This window comes from Chitinophaga sp. ARDCPP14, assembly GCF_051362515.1.
Classification (GTDB): domain Bacteria; phylum Bacteroidota; class Bacteroidia; order Chitinophagales; family Chitinophagaceae; genus Chitinophaga.
In genome coordinates this window covers 501,476-518,964 of sequence record NZ_JBKIXB010000004.1, presented here as the reverse complement: position 1 = coordinate 518,964, position 17,489 = coordinate 501,476, and the positions used below count along the sequence as shown (strand labels likewise).

At 48.6% G+C, this 17,489-nt stretch carries 10 protein-coding genes; 2 read left to right on the top strand and 8 right to left on the bottom strand.

Annotation, left to right across the window (positions count from 1 at the left end):
* Positions 1 to 11: 11 nt before the first annotated feature.
* The 7 genes from ACLHR0_RS14580 to ACLHR0_RS14550 all read right to left on the bottom strand — a co-directional run bounded on the left by ACLHR0_RS14580 (position 12) and on the right by ACLHR0_RS14550 (position 14,662).
* Entirely contained in the window at positions 12 to 3,398 is a 3,387-nt protein-coding gene (locus tag ACLHR0_RS14580; protein ID WP_436487497.1) for a SusC/RagA family TonB-linked outer membrane protein, read from the bottom strand.
* Between the two features lie 132 nt (positions 3,399 to 3,530).
* A complete protein-coding gene (locus tag ACLHR0_RS14575; protein WP_436487495.1) occupies positions 3,531 to 4,700 on the bottom strand; it encodes a FecR family protein in 1,170 nt (389 codons plus the stop codon).
* A 91-nt stretch (positions 4,701 to 4,791) separates the two neighbouring features.
* Positions 4,792 to 5,388 (bottom strand): RNA polymerase sigma factor, encoded by a 597-nt coding sequence (locus tag ACLHR0_RS14570; protein ID WP_436487493.1) that lies wholly within the window; start codon positions 5,386 to 5,388, stop codon positions 4,792 to 4,794.
* 151 nt (positions 5,389 to 5,539) lie between these two features.
* Positions 5,540 to 8,002: an outer membrane protein assembly factor BamB family protein gene (locus ACLHR0_RS14565; RefSeq protein ID WP_436487491.1), complete on the bottom strand. Its 2,463-nt coding sequence runs from the start codon at positions 8,000 to 8,002 to the stop codon at positions 5,540 to 5,542.
* A 127-nt stretch (positions 8,003 to 8,129) separates the two neighbouring features.
* Entirely contained in the window at positions 8,130 to 9,923 is a 1,794-nt protein-coding gene (locus tag ACLHR0_RS14560) for a RagB/SusD family nutrient uptake outer membrane protein (protein WP_436487489.1), read from the bottom strand.
* 19 nt (positions 9,924 to 9,942) lie between these two features.
* The gene (locus tag ACLHR0_RS14555) at positions 9,943 to 13,335 is read right to left on the bottom strand and encodes a SusC/RagA family TonB-linked outer membrane protein (protein ID WP_436487487.1); all 3,393 of its coding nucleotides are present in this window, start codon (positions 13,333 to 13,335) and stop codon (positions 9,943 to 9,945) included.
* A 247-nt stretch (positions 13,336 to 13,582) separates the two neighbouring features.
* Positions 13,583 to 14,662, bottom strand: coding sequence for a FecR family protein (locus ACLHR0_RS14550; protein WP_436487485.1), 1,080 nt, complete (start codon positions 14,660 to 14,662; stop codon positions 13,583 to 13,585).
* Positions 14,663 to 14,880: 218 nt separating this feature from the next.
* Between ACLHR0_RS14550 and ACLHR0_RS14545 the strand changes: the two genes are divergently transcribed.
* Entirely contained in the window at positions 14,881 to 15,441 is a 561-nt protein-coding gene (locus tag ACLHR0_RS14545; protein WP_429051104.1) for an RNA polymerase sigma-70 factor, read from the top strand.
* Position 15,442: 1 nt separating this feature from the next.
* On the opposite strand, the gene ACLHR0_RS14540 is transcribed toward ACLHR0_RS14545, so the two are convergent.
* On the bottom strand, positions 15,443 to 16,507 hold the full coding sequence (locus tag ACLHR0_RS14540; RefSeq protein WP_436487482.1) for an SDR family oxidoreductase: 1,065 nt from the start codon (positions 16,505 to 16,507) through the stop codon (positions 15,443 to 15,445).
* A 91-nt stretch (positions 16,508 to 16,598) separates the two neighbouring features.
* On the opposite strand from ACLHR0_RS14540, the gene ACLHR0_RS14535 reads away from it, so the two are divergent.
* Positions 16,599 to 17,438 carry an AraC family transcriptional regulator gene (locus ACLHR0_RS14535; RefSeq protein WP_436487480.1) on the top strand — a complete coding sequence of 280 codons (840 nt, stop codon included), beginning with the start codon at positions 16,599 to 16,601 and terminating at the stop codon, positions 17,436 to 17,438.
* The last annotated feature ends 51 nt before the right edge of the window (positions 17,439 to 17,489 follow it).

Sequence of the window (17,489 nt, the reverse complement as noted above, 5' to 3'; positions counted from 1 at the left end):
AAAAAAGATATTTAGAAGAAGATGTTTAAGCTGAAAGAAACCGCGTTGCTGAAGGGATAATCGATTCCTCTTTCAGATTTTATATTCGACAGGCGGAAGATATCGTTCATGTACGCGTTCACCCGGATGGTTTGCAGTTTCAGGCGCCGTACCCACGGATATTGTACGGAGCGGAATTCGTAACCTGCATTGATAGATTCACCGGTGAGGTAATTCTCTTTCTGGATGAAGCGCGACGACATGGGTGTTACATCGGTGAGACTGATACCTTTGAACAAGGCATCATCGCCCGGTTGCTTCCAGCGTAATTCCAGCGCTCTTTTATCCTGGTTGTACTGCAGCTGATCGAAGCTGATGTTTTCCACTTTATTGTACAGGGCGGAGTTGAAAATATAAGCGCCAATACTGTAACGGAGGTTGATGCCAAACAGGAATCCTTTGATATTAAGATTGGAGCTGATCACACCTTCTACCTGCGGCCTGCCGTTGCCGATAGGAACAATGTCGGCAGGATCATATACCAGTGTTTTTTCACCGTTTGTTTTTCTGAATACTTCTTTACCTGAAGCAGGATCAATACCGAAGGATTTTACTGCCCAGAGTTCATCAGGACTGTAACCATCGAGATAGCGTTGCAGGGAGTTGGATTTCTGTGCTTCATCATTCAGGTTTTTGAGGATGTTGGAAAATCCTTCATACCTGCTTTTATATAAGCTTCCGGTGTAGCCGAGTGTCCACAGGATATTTTTCTTTGGCTGGTAGACAGGTGCATACCGTACAATGGCTTCCACGCCACGGGTACGGAGGTTTCCTACGTTCAGCACATAGGTGGCCACGCCGGATGATGCGGGCAGGGAACCGTTGGTGATCAGTGGTTTCGACAGCTTCTCATAAGCGTTGAAAGTAGCGGTGAAGCGGTTGTCAAACAGGGAGGCGTCTATACCAACGCTGGTGCTTTGTGTTTTCTGCCATTCCAGCAGCGGGTTACCGAGTTGGGTGAGATAAAGACCTTGTCCATAAATGTTCAGGTTATTTTCATACCCGTAAACAGATGTGGAAGCATAGCTGCCTAATGCCTGGTTACCCGTGGTACCTATGTTTCCCCTGATCCGGAGCATGGTTAACCATTGTATCTCCGACATAAAATGTTCGCTGCTGATGTTCCAGCCAACACCTACCGACCAGAAAGGCGAGTATTTATTTTCAGCGCCAAAAGAAGTGGAGCCATCTATCCTGAAATTCGCATCTACAAAATAGCGGTTGTCGTATGCGTAGTTAACACTGCCCAGTGCGTTCACCCTTCTTACCGTTGTTTTCTGGTATATGGGTTTGCTATCTGGCAGGAAGCCATAGGCAAAAGCCGGGTTGGGATTTACGCCTTCGGGGAAACCGGTGGCGGTGTACGCGGAATACGTTTGACTTTGTTCCTGCATTTCCGTCCGGGCGTTCCCGGTAAGACTATGCACCTCGTTGAAAACTTTTCTGTAAGTAAGCATCAGGTTGGCCTGGTAGCTCATGTTGTCTGTCCGGGAATCGGTGTACCGGCCTTTCCGGTAAGTATCCACCGTGTCGAACATGGTATTGGAGGCAGGAATAAAAAGGGTGCCTTTGGTGGTGCCTTTCTGTACCTGTAAGCCACCGGAGAACCGGAAGCTTTGTGTGAAATCATATATGAAGTTCAGGTTGTTCTGGAGCAGGAGCGTGTTGGTATTGTTTTTTGAATTAAGCGTGGCATTGTATAACGGGTTGCCTACTCTCACCGTATCCGGGATAAAGGAGTTGGTATTTACCAGGTATGTTTCCAGGTACCGGTCGGTATTCAGGCTGCCGTCGTCTCTTTTTTTCCGGTAGTAGGGATTGATGTTTACGAAATCATTGAATGAGCCATAAGGCGATTCGTTGGAGTTGGTACCGTTTACATACAGCTGGTTGGTGATGTTCAGTTTTTTCTTCCGGTAGGCAAGATCCACGGTAGCGCCCCAGGTAGTTCTGTCGGACCCGATCATTACGCCGTTCAGCCCGCGGTAGTTCAGTCCTATGCCGTATTGAAATTCCTGGCTGCCGCCACTAACGCGGAGCGAGTGCCCGTTGGTGAAGCTGTTTCTCAGCGGAACATTGAGCCAGTAGCTGTTAACCCCGCTGCGCACGGCTGCCAGCCGTTGATTATAGAGGTTGTCGTTGGTGATACCGGAGTAGCCAAACTCTTTTTTGTACAATCCGGCCAGTTGTTGAAACTCCAGGTTTTCTGCTGCATTCATCATGTTATAATCGCGGAGATCGGGTATTTCCCAGCGGAGATCAGCGGTATAAGACACATTGAGCTCTCCGGGTTTGGGTTGTATCGTTTCCACGATGACTACCCCGTTAGCGGCGCGGGAGCCATACAGCGCAGTAGAGGCAGCGTCTTTCAGCAGGGTAATGGAAGCCACCCGGTTAATGTCCAGATCAACGATCTGGCTCAGGGTGGTTTCCATCCCATTCAGGATAAATAATGGTTGGTTAGGATCGTTGGAAAACTGGTCTCTTACGGTGCTGGAGGAAAGACTTGTTTTGCCGCGCACTTCTATATTGGGCAGCTGGTTGGGATTGGAACCCTGGATGTTATTAGTGGTAACGATAAAGGAAGGGTCCAGCGTTTTTAAGCTTTGGACTACGTTGAGGTTTCCAACCTGACGTAGCTCCCTGCCGCTGAAGGAGGCTACTGCACCGGAAAAGGTGAGTTTATTCCTGTCGAACATCCCGGTACGCACCACTACATCCTGTATTTCCACGGCGCTTCTTTCCATTTGTATGGTACGGATTCCTTCCTTCCAGGGCTTCAGTTCCAGCGGTTTGAAGCCAACAAAGGTGATGACGACAGCCGTCTTTTCGTCCGGTACACGGATAAGGAAAGTGCCATCTGAAAGGGTGGAGGTACCCTGGCGGGTTCCTTTCACGATTACGCTGGCGCCGGGTAATGGTTGTCCGTTTGTGTCGAAGACCCGCCCACGCAGTATTACGGTTTGCGCCTGGTCGTCTGTGCTGCCGGATGGTTTGTACGGACTGATCACGATGGTATTGGCGTCCCGTATGGACCAGGTAAGGGGTAAGCCCTTCAGGCATTGCGTTAGTACGTCTTTCACCGGCGCATTTTTTACATGCAGGTCAAACCGTTTATCTTCCGGTAACATATCGTTATTGTAGATGAATACATAACCTGTTTGTTTCCGGATCTCTTTAAATACCTCTGCCAGCGTGGTGCTGTTTTTTGAGATCGTTACCTGGGAGAAGCCTGTTGCTGCTACCTGCAGGCAGGCCATCAACAGAAAAATTGCTTTAAACTTCATGGTTGATAATGGTTTGGTCTTTGTCCTGCTGCCATAGTGCAGGAAATGATGATAAAGCCACAAATGTTTCATTTGTGTGGATTTTGGTTTAATCGCGTTATTGAATGATGGCATCATTTGCTTTGCCTGCAGTGCACAGCAAACTTTACCCCGATGCGCGGTGGTACGCATGGTTTGCTCTAAAAGACAGTTGGTATAAAAAAATCAGTATACTCTAATTCTATTTCCTTCTTCCCTGAACTTCACGGCGCCGGTGGCCGACAACAATGACAATACTTCGCTTATCTGAGATGAGCGGGCTATTACCGCGCTGAATTTCAGGTTAAGCATGGCGGGATCCGCCTCAAAATCCACGTTATACCATCTCGACAGGAGGCGTAAAACCACGGACAGGCGCTCTTCTTCAAAATCGAAATAGCCATTTTTCCAGGCTATTACCTTTGAAGTTTCCACGGACCGTACCGGGATGGTGTTGATAGTGCCGTTATGGGCCGTTACTGCCTGTTGATCCGGCGCCAGTATAACGCCGGCGTTACCGCCCGCGGATACCCTTACTTTCCCGGTAATTAATGTGGTGCTGGTGGCTCCTTCTTCCTCGTATGCATTGATATTAAAGTGCGTGCCGAGTACTGTTACCTGTTGATGTGCGGATACCACTATAAAAGGCGTGTTTTCCGCGGCGCCTGTATTAAAAGGGCTTACTTCCAGGTATACTTCTCCCGTAATTTCTATTCTTCTTTCTTTACCGGTAAATGCGGTAGGATACCTGATGGATGAAGCGGCATTCAGCCAGGCTTTTGTGCCATCCGGTAATGTTAGCTGGAACTGGCCTCCACGCGGGGTGCGCAATACATTGTAGCTTACGCCCGGGGCACTGCTTTGTACATCGTATTTCAACTGGCTGCCCTGTTGACGGATGGAAGTGCCGCCCTGTTGCAATTGCTGCGCGCCCGTGCTGTCGAGTGCAATGCTGGAGCCATCGGCCAGTATGAGAATGGCCTTATTAACGCCGGGTTTAGCGGTGCTGATATAGTTGGCTGCCGGCGCAGGCGCTTTGGAGGATGGTTGCAGCCAATAATAAGCGCCCGCGGCAATGAGCAGTAAAATGGCTGCTGCAGCGGCATAGCGCTGCCAGTGATTTATCTTTTTTACCGGCTGGTTATGTGCTTTTACATAGGCGAAGATTTCTTCCCTGAGGAGGGTGTCTTCGTTTACTTCAATGGGTGTTCCAAGTGCATCGTCCACCACTTTTTCCAGGGTGGGCATATGTTGTCTGCTCCTGATCATGGCGAACAGGAGTTCCTTCTCCGTTGCTGTGATGGAGTTGGTGAGGTATTTATCCATTAATGACTGGAATTCCCCTGAAGCGTGCATACACGATTACATTTTAAGACAATCAAAAATTGCGTCTTTACTATAAAGACCATAAAAAAGGGTGATAGGTGCAGTTGAGGGAAAACTTTTTTTATTTTCCTAATTTTTCCAGCAGCCAGATGAGGAGCAATGCGTTGCCTCCTTGCTTCCGGACATATTCCCGGATGGTGTTGAGCGCCCGTACCATATGGCTTTTCACGGTAGCAGGCGCAATATTCAGCTCCTTTGCAATTTGCGGGTGCGTTAAACCCTGCTCCCGGCTTAAACGGAAAATGAGCGACTGTTGTGGTGGCAACTGCGCAATGGCATCCTGGATAAGGGAGGCCGTTTGCTTGTATTCCAGCAAAGCGTCGGGGATAAGATAATTTTCCGGAACGCTATCCTCCACATGATGAACATCCACAAAGGAGGCTTGCTGGTGAAGGATGTTGACAATAGTATTGCGGGCAACAATAAACAGCCAGGCATCGAAATTTTCGACTTCCGGCAGTTTGTGTCTTTTTTCCCATAGTTTGATGAATACCGTTTGCACCGCATCTTTCGCTTCTCCGGGTGTTTTGAGGAAGCTGAGGGCCACCTGGTAAATCTGGTTCCAATGGCTGTTAAATACCTGCCTGTAGGCAAGTTCATCTCCCGCTGCTATCTGTAAAAGAAGCTCCTTCCCGTTATATGTTTGGTTGATTGGCAATTGCTTTCCGTATTCAATATTCCTCTTCCGCTGCAAACTATAATAAAAAATCTAAAAAAGGGAGGCAATATTCGTAACGCAATAATTTGATATATAAAAAGAGGATATCTCTTTTAACGGAGATATCCTCTTTTGTACCGGATAGCTATTCTTATAACCGGAACGCATTCACGTTTCCTGAAAAATCTGCCACGTACAGCATGCCGTTATACACGGCCATATCGGCAAATACGGGCGCGCCGGTATTAAATCGACTGATCATTTTCCCCGTAGCAAGGTCAATCACATATACATACCCGTCAGACGCGCCTGCAATGAGGCGGTTGCCGGCCAGTAACGGTGTGGATTCGATAGTAGCGGAAGAAGGGGAAGAGTAGGGCGCTGAGTAAAACAGGGCTTCACCCGGTACAAAGCGCCACAGTTCCCTTTTTGTTTTTTTGTCGAAGGCCAGCATACCACCGGCGGCAGTGCAGGTAATGATATACTGGTTGGTGACCAGCGGCGCTGTCATGGTTTTCAGATCTTCGGTAAGAGGAATGCTGTCTGTTGTTTTCCCCGTGGCAGGATCCAGGATATGAAGTTTGTTGATACCGTGTACATACAGCCGGTTGTCAAAGAAAGCGGGTGTGCCGCTGCGGAAGCGGATACCTTCATCGCTGCGTTTCCATTGTAGTTTTCCGGTGGCGGCATTGTGTGCAAACAGGTGGTTCCAGTTGGAGGAAGTAACGAGCACCCCGTTGTGGATGGCCATTGCTGCAGGCGTGCCTTCGCCGCCGGTCCAGTCGTGGTTGGTCCATTTTACCTCACCGGTATGGATATCCAGGGCTTGCAGGTAATTGCCTGCGCCGGTGTAATAAACGTCCTCATGGATAGCGCCGGCAGAATTATAGGCAGGCAGGTTTTTAAGATCGCCCGCATGTTTCCATTTCAATTTCCCGGTAGCGGCATCAAGGGCGTAGGTAACGCCTTCTGCATCGGTGGCCAGCAACAGGCCATCGTGGTAGCTGATGCTGTGTTTAATGGAGTTGCCGGTGGGGAATTGCCACAGCTGTTTGCCGGTTTGTGCATCCAGTGCGGTGATGCTGCTATGGTGATTACCTTCGTCATCAATAGTGCCTGTGAATATTTTACCTGCTGCGCAGATGGGAGATGATTTCCAGATATTGCCTCCCACGTTTGCGGTCCAGTTTAAATGCAGCGGACCGGCGGTAGGTATAGCGGTAACGCCTGTACGTTGTATGTTCTGTAATACTTCCGGCCAGTCGGGTGTGTTACCGTTATTTTTTACAGAGATATTTTTTGCCAGTGTAAAAGTATCCCTGCGGAACAGCACCCTGCCGGTGCCTAATGTAGCTTCTAACGTAGCCGTATATACGCCGTTTAACCAGCTGCCGGGAATAGCGGTGGTGGCGAACCAGTTCCAATCGGTGCGGGGTTGCAGCGGCACCTGCCTTACGAGATTTCCTTTTTTATCGAATAAGCTGAACAGCACTTTATTTACCGGCGAAGAAGTATGATAAGCATTTGCACTGATCACCATTTTATCCTGGTCGAAAGCGATGCCCGCTGCTGATGGCGATACCGCTACCAGCTGATCGTGTACATAGGTATAACGCCGCTGTACAAACGAAAGTCCGTTTTTATCCACGCCGATTACATCGAAGTTGGAAGCGGAATTATCGATACCGCCGCCGGGAGGCGGCGCTGCACAAAGGGAGCGGATACCGGTGTTGCCGTGGGTACGGGCAAAATTAATATGCCAGTGACCATAGATCCAGGCTTTGAGGTGGTGCTCATTAAGGTTGATGCTGTCGTTTTTTGAGCGGATGGTAAACAGCGTATCATAAGTGAGCAGGTCGTGATTGAATATGATCACAGGCTTTTCCGGTGCGGTATTGGCGAGATCATTTTTGAGCCATTGTACCACATCATCCAGGGTGTAGGACGGTTGATAATCGCCGTTACGCATGGGCGTTACAATGAAGTGGGCGGGGCCGGCGTCAAAGGAATAGCATACCGGGCCAAACAGGGATTCATACAGTGCTTCGCCGTACGGACCTTTTACCAGGTCGTGATTACCGATGCAGTAATACACGGGTAACCCCATGGTGCGGGTATTAATATATTGCGCGTGGAATGCCATGCCTTTTTCGTAACAGATATCGCCCGTGTGGATCATGAAGTCGGCGTTTTCGTTCTGTGCATATGCCTTTGCATCGGTGATCCAGTTGTTGAACTGGTAGGTTTCGGTGTCTGTAAGCCGTACGAATTTCGCGGTGGCAGCGGTGGCTTTATTTACAGGCTGTACGCCAAAGTCGTAAGCCTGCAAGGCGCTGTCCACGGGTATGTAGAATGTTTTGGTGAACCGGTACCCGGCCGGCGTGGTGATAAATATGAACCTTATTTTTGCGTGGCCGGGAAGGTGATAGTTACCGTTGGCATCGGTGATGGTCACGTGCAGTCCATCGGATACGCGAACACCTGCGAGTCCTTTTTCTGTGTTGTTTGGCTGTCCGCTGGTATTATTGTCTATAAACACCTTGCCGGAGAATCCTTGTGCCATCAGCGTTTGCAGGCTGCAGGCGATGAGGAGGGTTAAGAGTAATTGCTTCATGAATGGGTTTATTTTATAAGCATGATGGCGGTATTAAAAAGGATTACCATGATCCATGTTGTTGCGGGAATAATATCACTGCAAAACATGGATCATGGTAATCCTGGTTCATCACTATTTATCCGGTTTACCAGCCGAATATCTGTTTCAGTTTATCATTCAGTATCGTCTGTTGTTTGGGTATCGGACGATAGTAGTACTGAGGATCTTTAAAAGTGCGACCGGCGCGGTCGGCAGTAAATTTAATATGACCGTTGGTGCCGTTTTCGAGGTAGAAGTTATTCTCCCCGGTTTTATCCATGAGATAGAAACGCGACAATTTTGCTCTTACATCAGCGGGTAACCCGGCGATAGATGAGGTATCTGTAGTATTGGGCAGGATGGCGATATCGGCTACATTGTCGCCGGTCATATCAATGCCGCCGAGTGCGGGAACATACATGCCCTGTGGCGCTTCCTGGAGGCGTGCCCCGGCTTTCCAGCGATTGATATCTTTGAGGCGCAGTCCTTCGCAGGCCAGTTCCACTCTTCTTTCGCGGCGTATTTCCAGCAGCACGCCTTTATTGGGTCCGCTTACCAGGTAGGCTGCATTCAGCACCGGGTCTACGTTTCCATTGGCGGCAGCGAGGTTGAGATCAGGCATTTGTACCCTGCGGCGCAGCAGGTTTACGGATGCATCAAGATCGGCCTGTGAGAGGGTACCCAGTTCTGCTTTTGCTTCGGCAAAGTTCAGCAGTACTTCCGCGTAGCGGTATACGGGTAAAGCGGTGTAGTTGGTTTCCCATCCCTGGCGTTGTTTCGGATCACGCGGATAAAATTTCAGCTGGTCGTATGCGCCGAGGTTCGGTTTTGCAATGTACACATTGTTATCCTGCGTGGTGGAAAAGCCGGGGTAGGCCACCGTTTCCGCCAGGCGGGGATCACGGTCCCTGAAAGTTGCCGTGAAGCCAATTTTATCAAAGCCTGGTTGTGAAGTGAATGGCTTGCCGTCTTTCATCAGGTAGCTGTAAACAAGGCTCTGGCTGAGTGACCAGGTCCATCCGAGTACGGTATGGGTATTGTTTCCCTTACCCAGGCTCTGCGGATAATCTCTCCATTGAATGATTTCTTTGTTGCCGTTTAATGAAAGGCTGGAAAACAAAGCGCGGTAATCTTCTCCACCTTTACCGGTGTTGTAAATCACATAGCGGTTACTGCTTATTACCTGCTGAGCTGCTGATACTGCTTTCTGGAGAAATGCGTCTGCGGTGTTCGCAAGTTTTACTTCTTCGTGGTATTTTCTGAATGTTCCTTCGAAGAGGCACAAGCGGGACATTAACACCAGGGCAGCGTATTTATTTACGCGGGTACCGTTGTCTTTATCATCTACCTTAATATTATCCACGGCAAACTGCAGGTCGGCGAGCACAGAATCAGCTACTGCAGAACGCGGATCACGACCTTTGTACAGATCCGGGTCCACATCTGTTAATGCGTGACCGTACCAGGGCACATCAGAATAGGTAGCTATCTTTTCAAAATAAAATCTTGCACGGAAGTAACGGGCGATACCGATGTAGTGATTAATATCGGCTGCATCTCCTTTTGCTTTGCCGGCATTGTCCAGCAGGAAGTTGATATCACGCAGCCGGTCCCAGTCGTCCCATCCGCCCACGGTAGTTGCATCGAGGGTGTTGTGCACCAGCTTGTCCATTTCGCTGCCGGTGTTACCGGAAACGTTATCTGAATTGTTATCATCATACGGTGCGGAAAGATTATCATCGTATAAGCCGTTGATGTAGGTATTCAGATCCTGTGGTGAATTAAAGTATGCTTCCGGTGAGATCTCCGTTTGAGGGTTGCGTTGCAGGAAGTCCTTGTTACAGGAAGCTGCTGCACAGCCCAGTATGATGAGTGATAAATAAAGCCTTTTATTTTTCATGTTCCGATGTTTGAATTAATTAAAAGTTCAGGTTTAATCCGAACGAGTATGTTTTCTGGTAGGGATATACAGAACCGTCCAGTCCTTCGGGATCGATATTCGCTTTCAGATGGGAGATGGTAAAGATATTTTCCGCACTGAAATAAACACGGAAGCGGAAGATCTTATACTTCTCTGTGAAGGACTTTGGAATAGTATAACCGATGGAAACATTTTTAAGACGGGTATATGCAGCGTTCTGCAGGTACCTGGTTTGTGGTGCGCCCAGTTCGGAAGCATCTTCCGCGATATATGATTTCAGGCGCGGGAAGTAACCATTGGGTGTTTCGGGTGTCCAGCGATCGAGGTTGTGTACCTGTACGTTTGTCCACGGTTGTGCATATACGCCCCAGAAGTAGTGGTTACCTGGGTTGGGGTACCAGTCTCTTTTCCCGATACCCTGGATCAGTGCGCGGAAATCGAAACCTTTATAGGAAGCGGTGAGGTCAATGCTGTAAGGAAAGCGCGGCTGGTTGTTACCAATGATCTTCCTGTCGCCTGGGTTGCTGATGGTGTTATCGCCATAGTCTACCGAGCCGTCGCCATTGAGATCTTTGAATTTCAGGTCGCCCACATAGAACTGGTACTGCTGGTCGTCGGAACCTACTTTGGATTGGTTGGCATGTGATTTCAGTTCGTCTTCATTCTGGAAAAATCCTTCCGTAACAAGGCCCCAGATGTCGCCTATTTCCTGTCCTTTGTAGTAGTTGCGGTTTTCCAGCGAGCCGGCGTCATAGTTGGCGAGGGTACCGGTAGGATTGGTGAAGCGGGTAATAAAGGAGCGGCTGTCGGCCACCAGTAATTTCACGCCGTATCCGAAATCGTTGTTACCGATTTTAAACTGATCGCGCCAGTAGAGGGTCATTTCCCATCCACGTGTTTTCAGGTCGGCAGAATTGGTTCTTGGAGCCGGGGCGCCGTATACGTTGGGCAGTTCCTGGCTTTTGGCGAACATGCCGTTGGTGTAACGGGTGTAGCGGTCGTAGCTGAAAAATAATCTTTCTTTCAGCATGCTGAAGTCGATACCGCCGTTAACCGTTTTTACCGACTGCCAGGTGTAGGTGGCGGTAACCGGCGTGGGTGCGTATACGCCGATAGGCAGCTGACCATTCAACACGGAGTTGATGTTTCCGGCGGACATGAGTGGCATGTAGCCGTAAGCTTTCCATTGCTGATCGCCGAGAGAACCATAGGAGCCGCGGAGTTTCAGTAGGTCGATGCCTTTAATACTACTGAAGAATTTTTCTTTGGAGATCACCCAGGCGGCGGAAGCGGACGGGAAGAAGCCCCAGCGGTTATCGGCGCGGAAGCGCGATGATCCGTCGTTACGACCATTTACTTCTACAATATATTTATCATCGTAAGTATAATTCAGGCGGTAGAAAATACCTCTTACGGCCCAGTCTTCGATGGCTTGCTTTTCAGTGATATTACCGGTAGCCAGTTGCGGGGTGGGGTATTGAGTACTGATAAGTCCCTGCCTGTTTACATTAAATATATTCGTGTAGTGGTATTCCTGGTTAAACCCTGCCAGTGCGCCAACGGCGTGTTTTTTATTAAATGTTTTATGGAAGTCGGTATAAATGTTATACACATTATACTTCAGTTCATTGGTACTGTTGTTGGCAGACGACTGGTTGCCGTTGGTATATTGGGTTGGCTGATCGGGACCGTTGCTGTAAGGAACCGGCAGTGTATAGGATTTACCTACATTATTTCCGCGGCGATAGGTAGCATCTCCTTTCAGCGTCCACACATCTTTTACCAGGTTTATTTCTGCATTGAGGGTGGTCATAAATTCGCTCCAGGTATCTGCGGAGCGGCCGCCATCCTGCAGGTTGCCCAGTAAGGCCGCGCCGTCTGAAGTCCAGGTTCCATCCGGGTTGCGGGGTACCGATAAAGAAGGTGTGCGGTTGGCATTGTGAAAAAATAAGTAATCAACGGTATTGGCGGGTTGTGAATAGGTGGTGTTGGTGTACATGGTGTTGCTACCAAACTTCACGCGGTCGTTGATGGTATAGGTAGCTTTTGCGCGCATGTTATAGCGCGTATATTGATCGGGATTATAGCGGAGCATTCCATCCTGTTTGTAATAATCTCCGGAGAAGTAGTAATTCAGTTTTTCATCTCCGCGGGAAATGCTGAAGTTGGCATTATAGGCGGGCGCTGTTTTCTGGTATACTTCATGGAGCCAGTCGGTAGATCCGTAGTAGGCGTACTTTGTTTTATCGGTGGGGCTTACGATTACTCTTGGCAGAGAAGGGTCGTTGGCCAGTTTTTCTGCATAGGCCCTGTCGGCAGCGGGATAGAGGTCATACAGCGGGGTGGCGGCATCATGCTTGTATTGCATGGTGGTGAGCGGGTCTGTAATGATTTTGGGTACCAGGCCCAGTGTGCGCACGGCGTAGTTAGCGTTGGCATTCATCTGGAGCCGGCTGTCTTTACCCGATTTGGTGGTAATGAGTACTACTCCGAAAGCGGCGCGGGCGCCATAGATCGCGGCGGAGGCGGCGTCTTTCAGGGTGGTTACGCTTTCCACGTCGGCGGGATTGAGGCGCGATACTTCGTCGCTGGTAAAGGGGATGTTATCAACCAGGATGAATGGGTCGCCGCCGTTGATAGAAGTCAAACCACGCAGGTTGAATTTTGGTGCGGAAGATACGCGGCCGTTGTCGTTGGTAATGTTCAGGTTGGGCAATAATCCCTGCAGGCCGTTACCCACATTGGCGATGGGGCGGCTTTCCAGCTCTTTACCGGAGATGGCGTCTACGGCGCCGCTGAGGTTAGCCCTTTTCTGTTTACCATAACCCACTACCACTACTTCATTAAGGCCGCTGGAATTGGCTTTCAGGGAGATGTTAAAGGTAGCGCCTTCGCGTGCTTTCATCTGCTGGGCTTCGTAGCCTACGTAGGTAAATTCCACGATGGCATTTTCCGGCGCTTCCAGGGTGAAGCGGCCTTCGTTATCTGTTTTAGCGCCCTGGGTGGTACCTTTTACCAGCACGGTAACGCCAATCAGCGGGTTGCCGGCTTCATCGGTTACCCGTCCTCTTATATGAACATTCTGTGCAGTTTCACCTGCTTCCAGGATTACCACCAGGTTATCTTTCATGATTTTATACCCCAGCGAGGTGCCCGCGAGCGCCTTGTCCAGGATTTCCGCTACCGGAGCGTCTTTCATGGAGATAGAGATTTTCCGGTCGGGGATGCTGGCGTTTTTGTACACGAAAGTGTAGTCGCTTTTCTGCCCGATGACAGTCAGCAGCTTACCAATGTTAATATTGTTATAATTAACACTGATCCGTTCCTGTGAAAACCCGTGTGCGCTTAGTTGTAAGAACCCGGCACAAAGCAATACGGAGGTTAGTTTCATACGCAATAATAGTTTCCTCATATTCCGCTGGGGAATATGGGAAGGCCACCAATAGCTTTTTTTCATAAATTTGTTTCGTTAGGTTAAATAATGAGCCGTTACCAGATCGTAAGGAAATCGGTTTACATTGTTCAGCCAGCATTTTGAAAAGGGGGAATGTTGCTGCATTTCCCTTTTTTTATTTGCTGTCTGCAATAAGAAAAATCAGTGGATTATCAAGCCATAGATGACGTTTGGATGTTGTGTTTTACCATATGTAAATAACATTTTCTTTCGTGTTCACCTCATAATGAAAGCCAGACATCAGTTGTAATGCCTGCAATACATCTTCAATACTTTGTTTCCGGAATGCGCCGGTAAATACTTCGTGTTTATATTTATCGTTTTTAAAACGCAGGGTTACGTTGAACCAGCGTTCCAGGTCGTGCGACAATTGTTCAAAAGTGACATTGTCGAAGTCGAAGCGGTCGTTCACCCAGGCGGTGGCTGGCTTTTCCGCTGTTGTAGGGGCGCCGGCAACAGCGATTGTTTTTACCGGTGTAATGCTAAAATTGGTTTTTCTGTTTACGGGTATTTGTTTGTTTTCTTTTATGCCGATGATTAACTTTTGTTCCGGTTGCAGTTGTACGGTTTTCCTCGTTCCGGAATGATCGTTATCCGGGAAGTTCACTTCCACTTTTCCGCTGAGTAAGGTTGTTTCCACGGTAGCATCCTCTGTATAGGCCTTTACATTAAATACGGTGCCCAGTACGCGGATATTGATGTTACCGGATTGGATGATGAACGGGTGCGCGGGGTCGTGCTTTACATCAAAGTAGGCTTCACCTGTCAGATTCACTTCACGCTCGCCGTTCAGGAAACGGGTGGCGTCGTACTGGAGACGGCTGCAGGCGTTGAGTATTACGCTGGTGCCATCAGGGAGTACCACGCTGGTTTTAGAGCCGGTTTTGGTGACCACCTCATTGCGGAAAGCCTGTTTGCGCGGCATGACCGGCCACAGGGAATACGCGGTGATGAGCAGGGCGATGCCGGCGGCAATACCACTGATCATCCGCCAGGGAATCAGCCGTTTGGCGGGAGGCTGCTCCTGATCCTGCTGAAGGAACAGGTTGATGCGGTCCATTCCTTCGCTGGCCAGCTGTTCTTCCTCCGCCGGGGAAAACCCCCTGGCACTGTTAACGGAACTGATATCACTGACAATAGTAAAGGCGTACTGCAGCTCCGGAAACTGCATCAGCAATGTTTCCAGTTCTTTCAGGTCGGCTGCGGTGGCCTCTCCCGATACTTTCCTGGCCATCAATATATTTACCCGGTTGCGCTCGATCATTTATTTTTATCCATATTATATCAGAAGGACGAAAAGAAAATGAAAAACCCCCAAAGCCACCGGCAAATTTTTTCTTTCCCCGGAATCCGGGCAGATATCAGCATTCCAGGCTCCCCAAAAGAGGATCTTAAAAATAAATTGCGGGATAATTTATTTTGTTAACTTTAGCGTAATCTGCGTTATATATTATTGCAACCAATATCAGTGGCTTAAAAGGGATGGATCAGTGTACAATCAATGAATTATTTAAAAACATCACGGTGAACAATGATCAGGCGGCCTTCAAAGCTTTCTATCATCATTTCTTCATCAAGTTGTTACGTTTTTCTTTTTCGCTTACCCGTAATAAAGAGGTGGCGGAAGAAATAACGAACGATGTTTTTATGTATTGCTGGCAAAAAAGGCAATCACTGACGGACATAAAAAATCCGCAGGTATACCTGTTTGTGGTAGCGAAAAATAAAGCGATTGATCATATGCGCAAACAGGCCAGCTCCCGGCAGGTAGTTTTTGCGGAAGAAGATAAGCTGGAAATTGCCTTTGAAAGCGATCCGGAGCAACTGATGATTTCTGCGGAGATGATCCGCAAAATGGAGCATACCATCGAACAGCTTCCTCCCAAATGCAAAATGGTATACATCCTGGTAAAGCAATACGACCTTCGTTATAAAGAGGTAGCCACCATTTTAAACCTCTCGGTTAAAACGGTGGAAAACCAGTTGGCTATTGCCATGAAACGCCTTACGGCTGCTGTAAATTTCACATTGGAGAAAGCATAGTTCAGGGTATCACTTTCATCTTTTTAAAATTTTCAAAGATTTCCAGGAACATAACTTCCGTATCTACAAACTCTCCAAAACCTGCGCGGCGAGCTTTGCTGCCGTCGGCAAAAAAGTCGTAGTCCCACGAAAAAACAAAGTCACCGAACTTCCAGGAAGATACTTCCGCATAACTGTATTGCAATCCGTATTTTTCCATCATGGCATTCCACAAGGGCTCTTTGTCGGCCATTACTACGTCGAGCTGCATAGGCAGGGGGGCAGCTGTTTCCATGCCAAAATAACGGGCAATGCGCGGCCAGAGATCAGACCAGCGGAAAAGGTCGCCGTTGTTGATATTAAAGGCTTCATTGGCGCCGGCAGGACTTTCGGCTGCCCATACTGTAGCTTTTGCCAGCAGGCCGGCATCGGTCATTTCCATGAGTTTATCGTAGGCGCCTGGTTTCCCGGGGAAGCGCAGCGGCAGTCCAAGTTCCTTTGAAATAGCGGCGTATACGGCGATCACCATGGCGAGGTTCATGGGATTGCCCAATGCAAAGCCACCAACTACAGAGGGCCGGATGGCGGACCACGACCAGGATTTGCCCTGTTGATATGCTTCCAGGAAACGTTGTTGTTCCATATTGAATTCTGGCGGCATAAAGCTGCCTGCATCTGTTTCGCGCGCGGGTGTTTTAAATGGACCGAGGTGGGCGCCGTATACTTTGTATCCCTGCATCAGGCTGATGTGTTGCAGGTTGGTGGCAATGGGGGCTACCACTTCAATCACGTTGCGGAGCATGGTCATGTTGGGCGCCACCAGTTCTGCCCAGCTGCCGCGGTCCTGGTAGGCGGCGTAAAATATATGCGTCACCGTAGTAAGTGCCTTCAGTTGCTGTTCACTGTTTTCCAGGCTTAGTAAGTCTACTGCGATGTGTTTTACTTTGGCCGTATCAGTACCACCTCTCCGGGATAAACCAATGATATCCCAGTTGGGCTGCGTAAGCAGGTAATCGATAAGATTGCGTCCTATTACTCCCTGTGCGCCTGCTATCAGGGCTACTTTCTTATTATTATGCTGTTCCATATCTGTGTTGTATTTTTAACGGTACAAAGATCAGCGTTGCGGGTTCAGGATTACTTGTACATCCGCGGGGTTCATTGGTATATTTTAAAGAATGAAGAGATACATACAACACGAATACCTGAAAGTGTCGCACTTTACTGCCCGGGAATGGGAGCATCCGGTGCATAACCACAATCATTTTGAGCTCATCTTTATACATAAAGGCAGCGGTACGCATTGTATTTCGGGGATGAATATCCCGTATGAGGGGCCGTGTTTGTTTTTGCTGGCGCCCTGTGATGCACATCATTTTGAGATTACCGTGCCTACGGTGTTTACCTTTATCAAATTTACCAATGTGTACCTGCATGGCGCCGGCAATATGCGGCTGCAGCAAAGCTGGAACCAGGAGCTGGATCAGTTGTTATTGCAGGCACGGCAAAAGAAAATGATGAAGACAGGTATTCAGCGTATGGAGCCATTGATACAGCTGGTGGCGGCAGAGTGGAAAGCTGCCGGGCAGGAAAGCAGTGATACTGTTTTCTTTTTGTTGCAGGCGTTGTTTACCATGATCAAACAGGTGGCGGATCATGAATTGTTGGAGGCAGGCCCGAAAAGCGGTGCGCGGGTAACGCATATCCTGAACTATATTCACGAGCATATTCACCAGGCGGATGATATCCAGGTAGAGCAACTGGCGGAGTTGTTTGGGTTTTCCAAACATTACCTGGGGGCTTTTTTTAAGGAGCAAACCGGCACTACGCTGCGGGATTATGTGAACCAGTATAAATTACAATTGCTGGAAAACAGGTTGCATTACAGTGTTTTTTCTTTGAAAGAAATCAGTTATGAACTGGGATTTAACGATCAGAGTCATCTGAATAAATTTTTCAGGAGATATCATGATATGAGTCCTTCTGCTTACCGCGAACAGGTACAGGGGCTGGCCTAATAGGAATATAAATAAAATGGGGAGTACCGGTGGCGGTGCTCCCCATTTTAT

Bases quoted from the DNA above. Each gene is read 5' to 3' on its own strand.
- ACLHR0_RS14575 (WP_436487495.1), bottom strand. From the start codon at position 4,700: ATGCACGCTTCAGGGGAATTCCAGTCATTAATGGATAAATACCTCACC.
- ACLHR0_RS14535 (WP_436487480.1), top strand. From the start codon at position 16,599: ATGAAGAGATACATACAACACGAATACCTGAAAGTGTCGCACTTTACT.
- ACLHR0_RS14540 (WP_436487482.1), bottom strand. From the start codon at position 16,507: ATGGAACAGCATAATAATAAGAAAGTAGCCCTGATAGCAGGCGCACAG.
- ACLHR0_RS14560 (WP_436487489.1), bottom strand. From the start codon at position 9,923: ATGAAAAATAAAAGGCTTTATTTATCACTCATCATACTGGGCTGTGCA.
- ACLHR0_RS14565 (WP_436487491.1), bottom strand. From the start codon at position 8,002: ATGAAGCAATTACTCTTAACCCTCCTCATCGCCTGCAGCCTGCAAACG.
- ACLHR0_RS14580 (WP_436487497.1), bottom strand. From the start codon at position 3,398: ATGAAACATTTGTGGCTTTATCATCATTTCCTGCACTATGGCAGCAGG.
- ACLHR0_RS14555 (WP_436487487.1), bottom strand. From the start codon at position 13,335: ATGAAACTAACCTCCGTATTGCTTTGTGCCGGGTTCTTACAACTAAGC.
- ACLHR0_RS14545 (WP_429051104.1), top strand. From the start codon at position 14,881: ATGGATCAGTGTACAATCAATGAATTATTTAAAAACATCACGGTGAAC.
- ACLHR0_RS14550 (WP_436487485.1), bottom strand. From the start codon at position 14,662: ATGATCGAGCGCAACCGGGTAAATATATTGATGGCCAGGAAAGTATCG.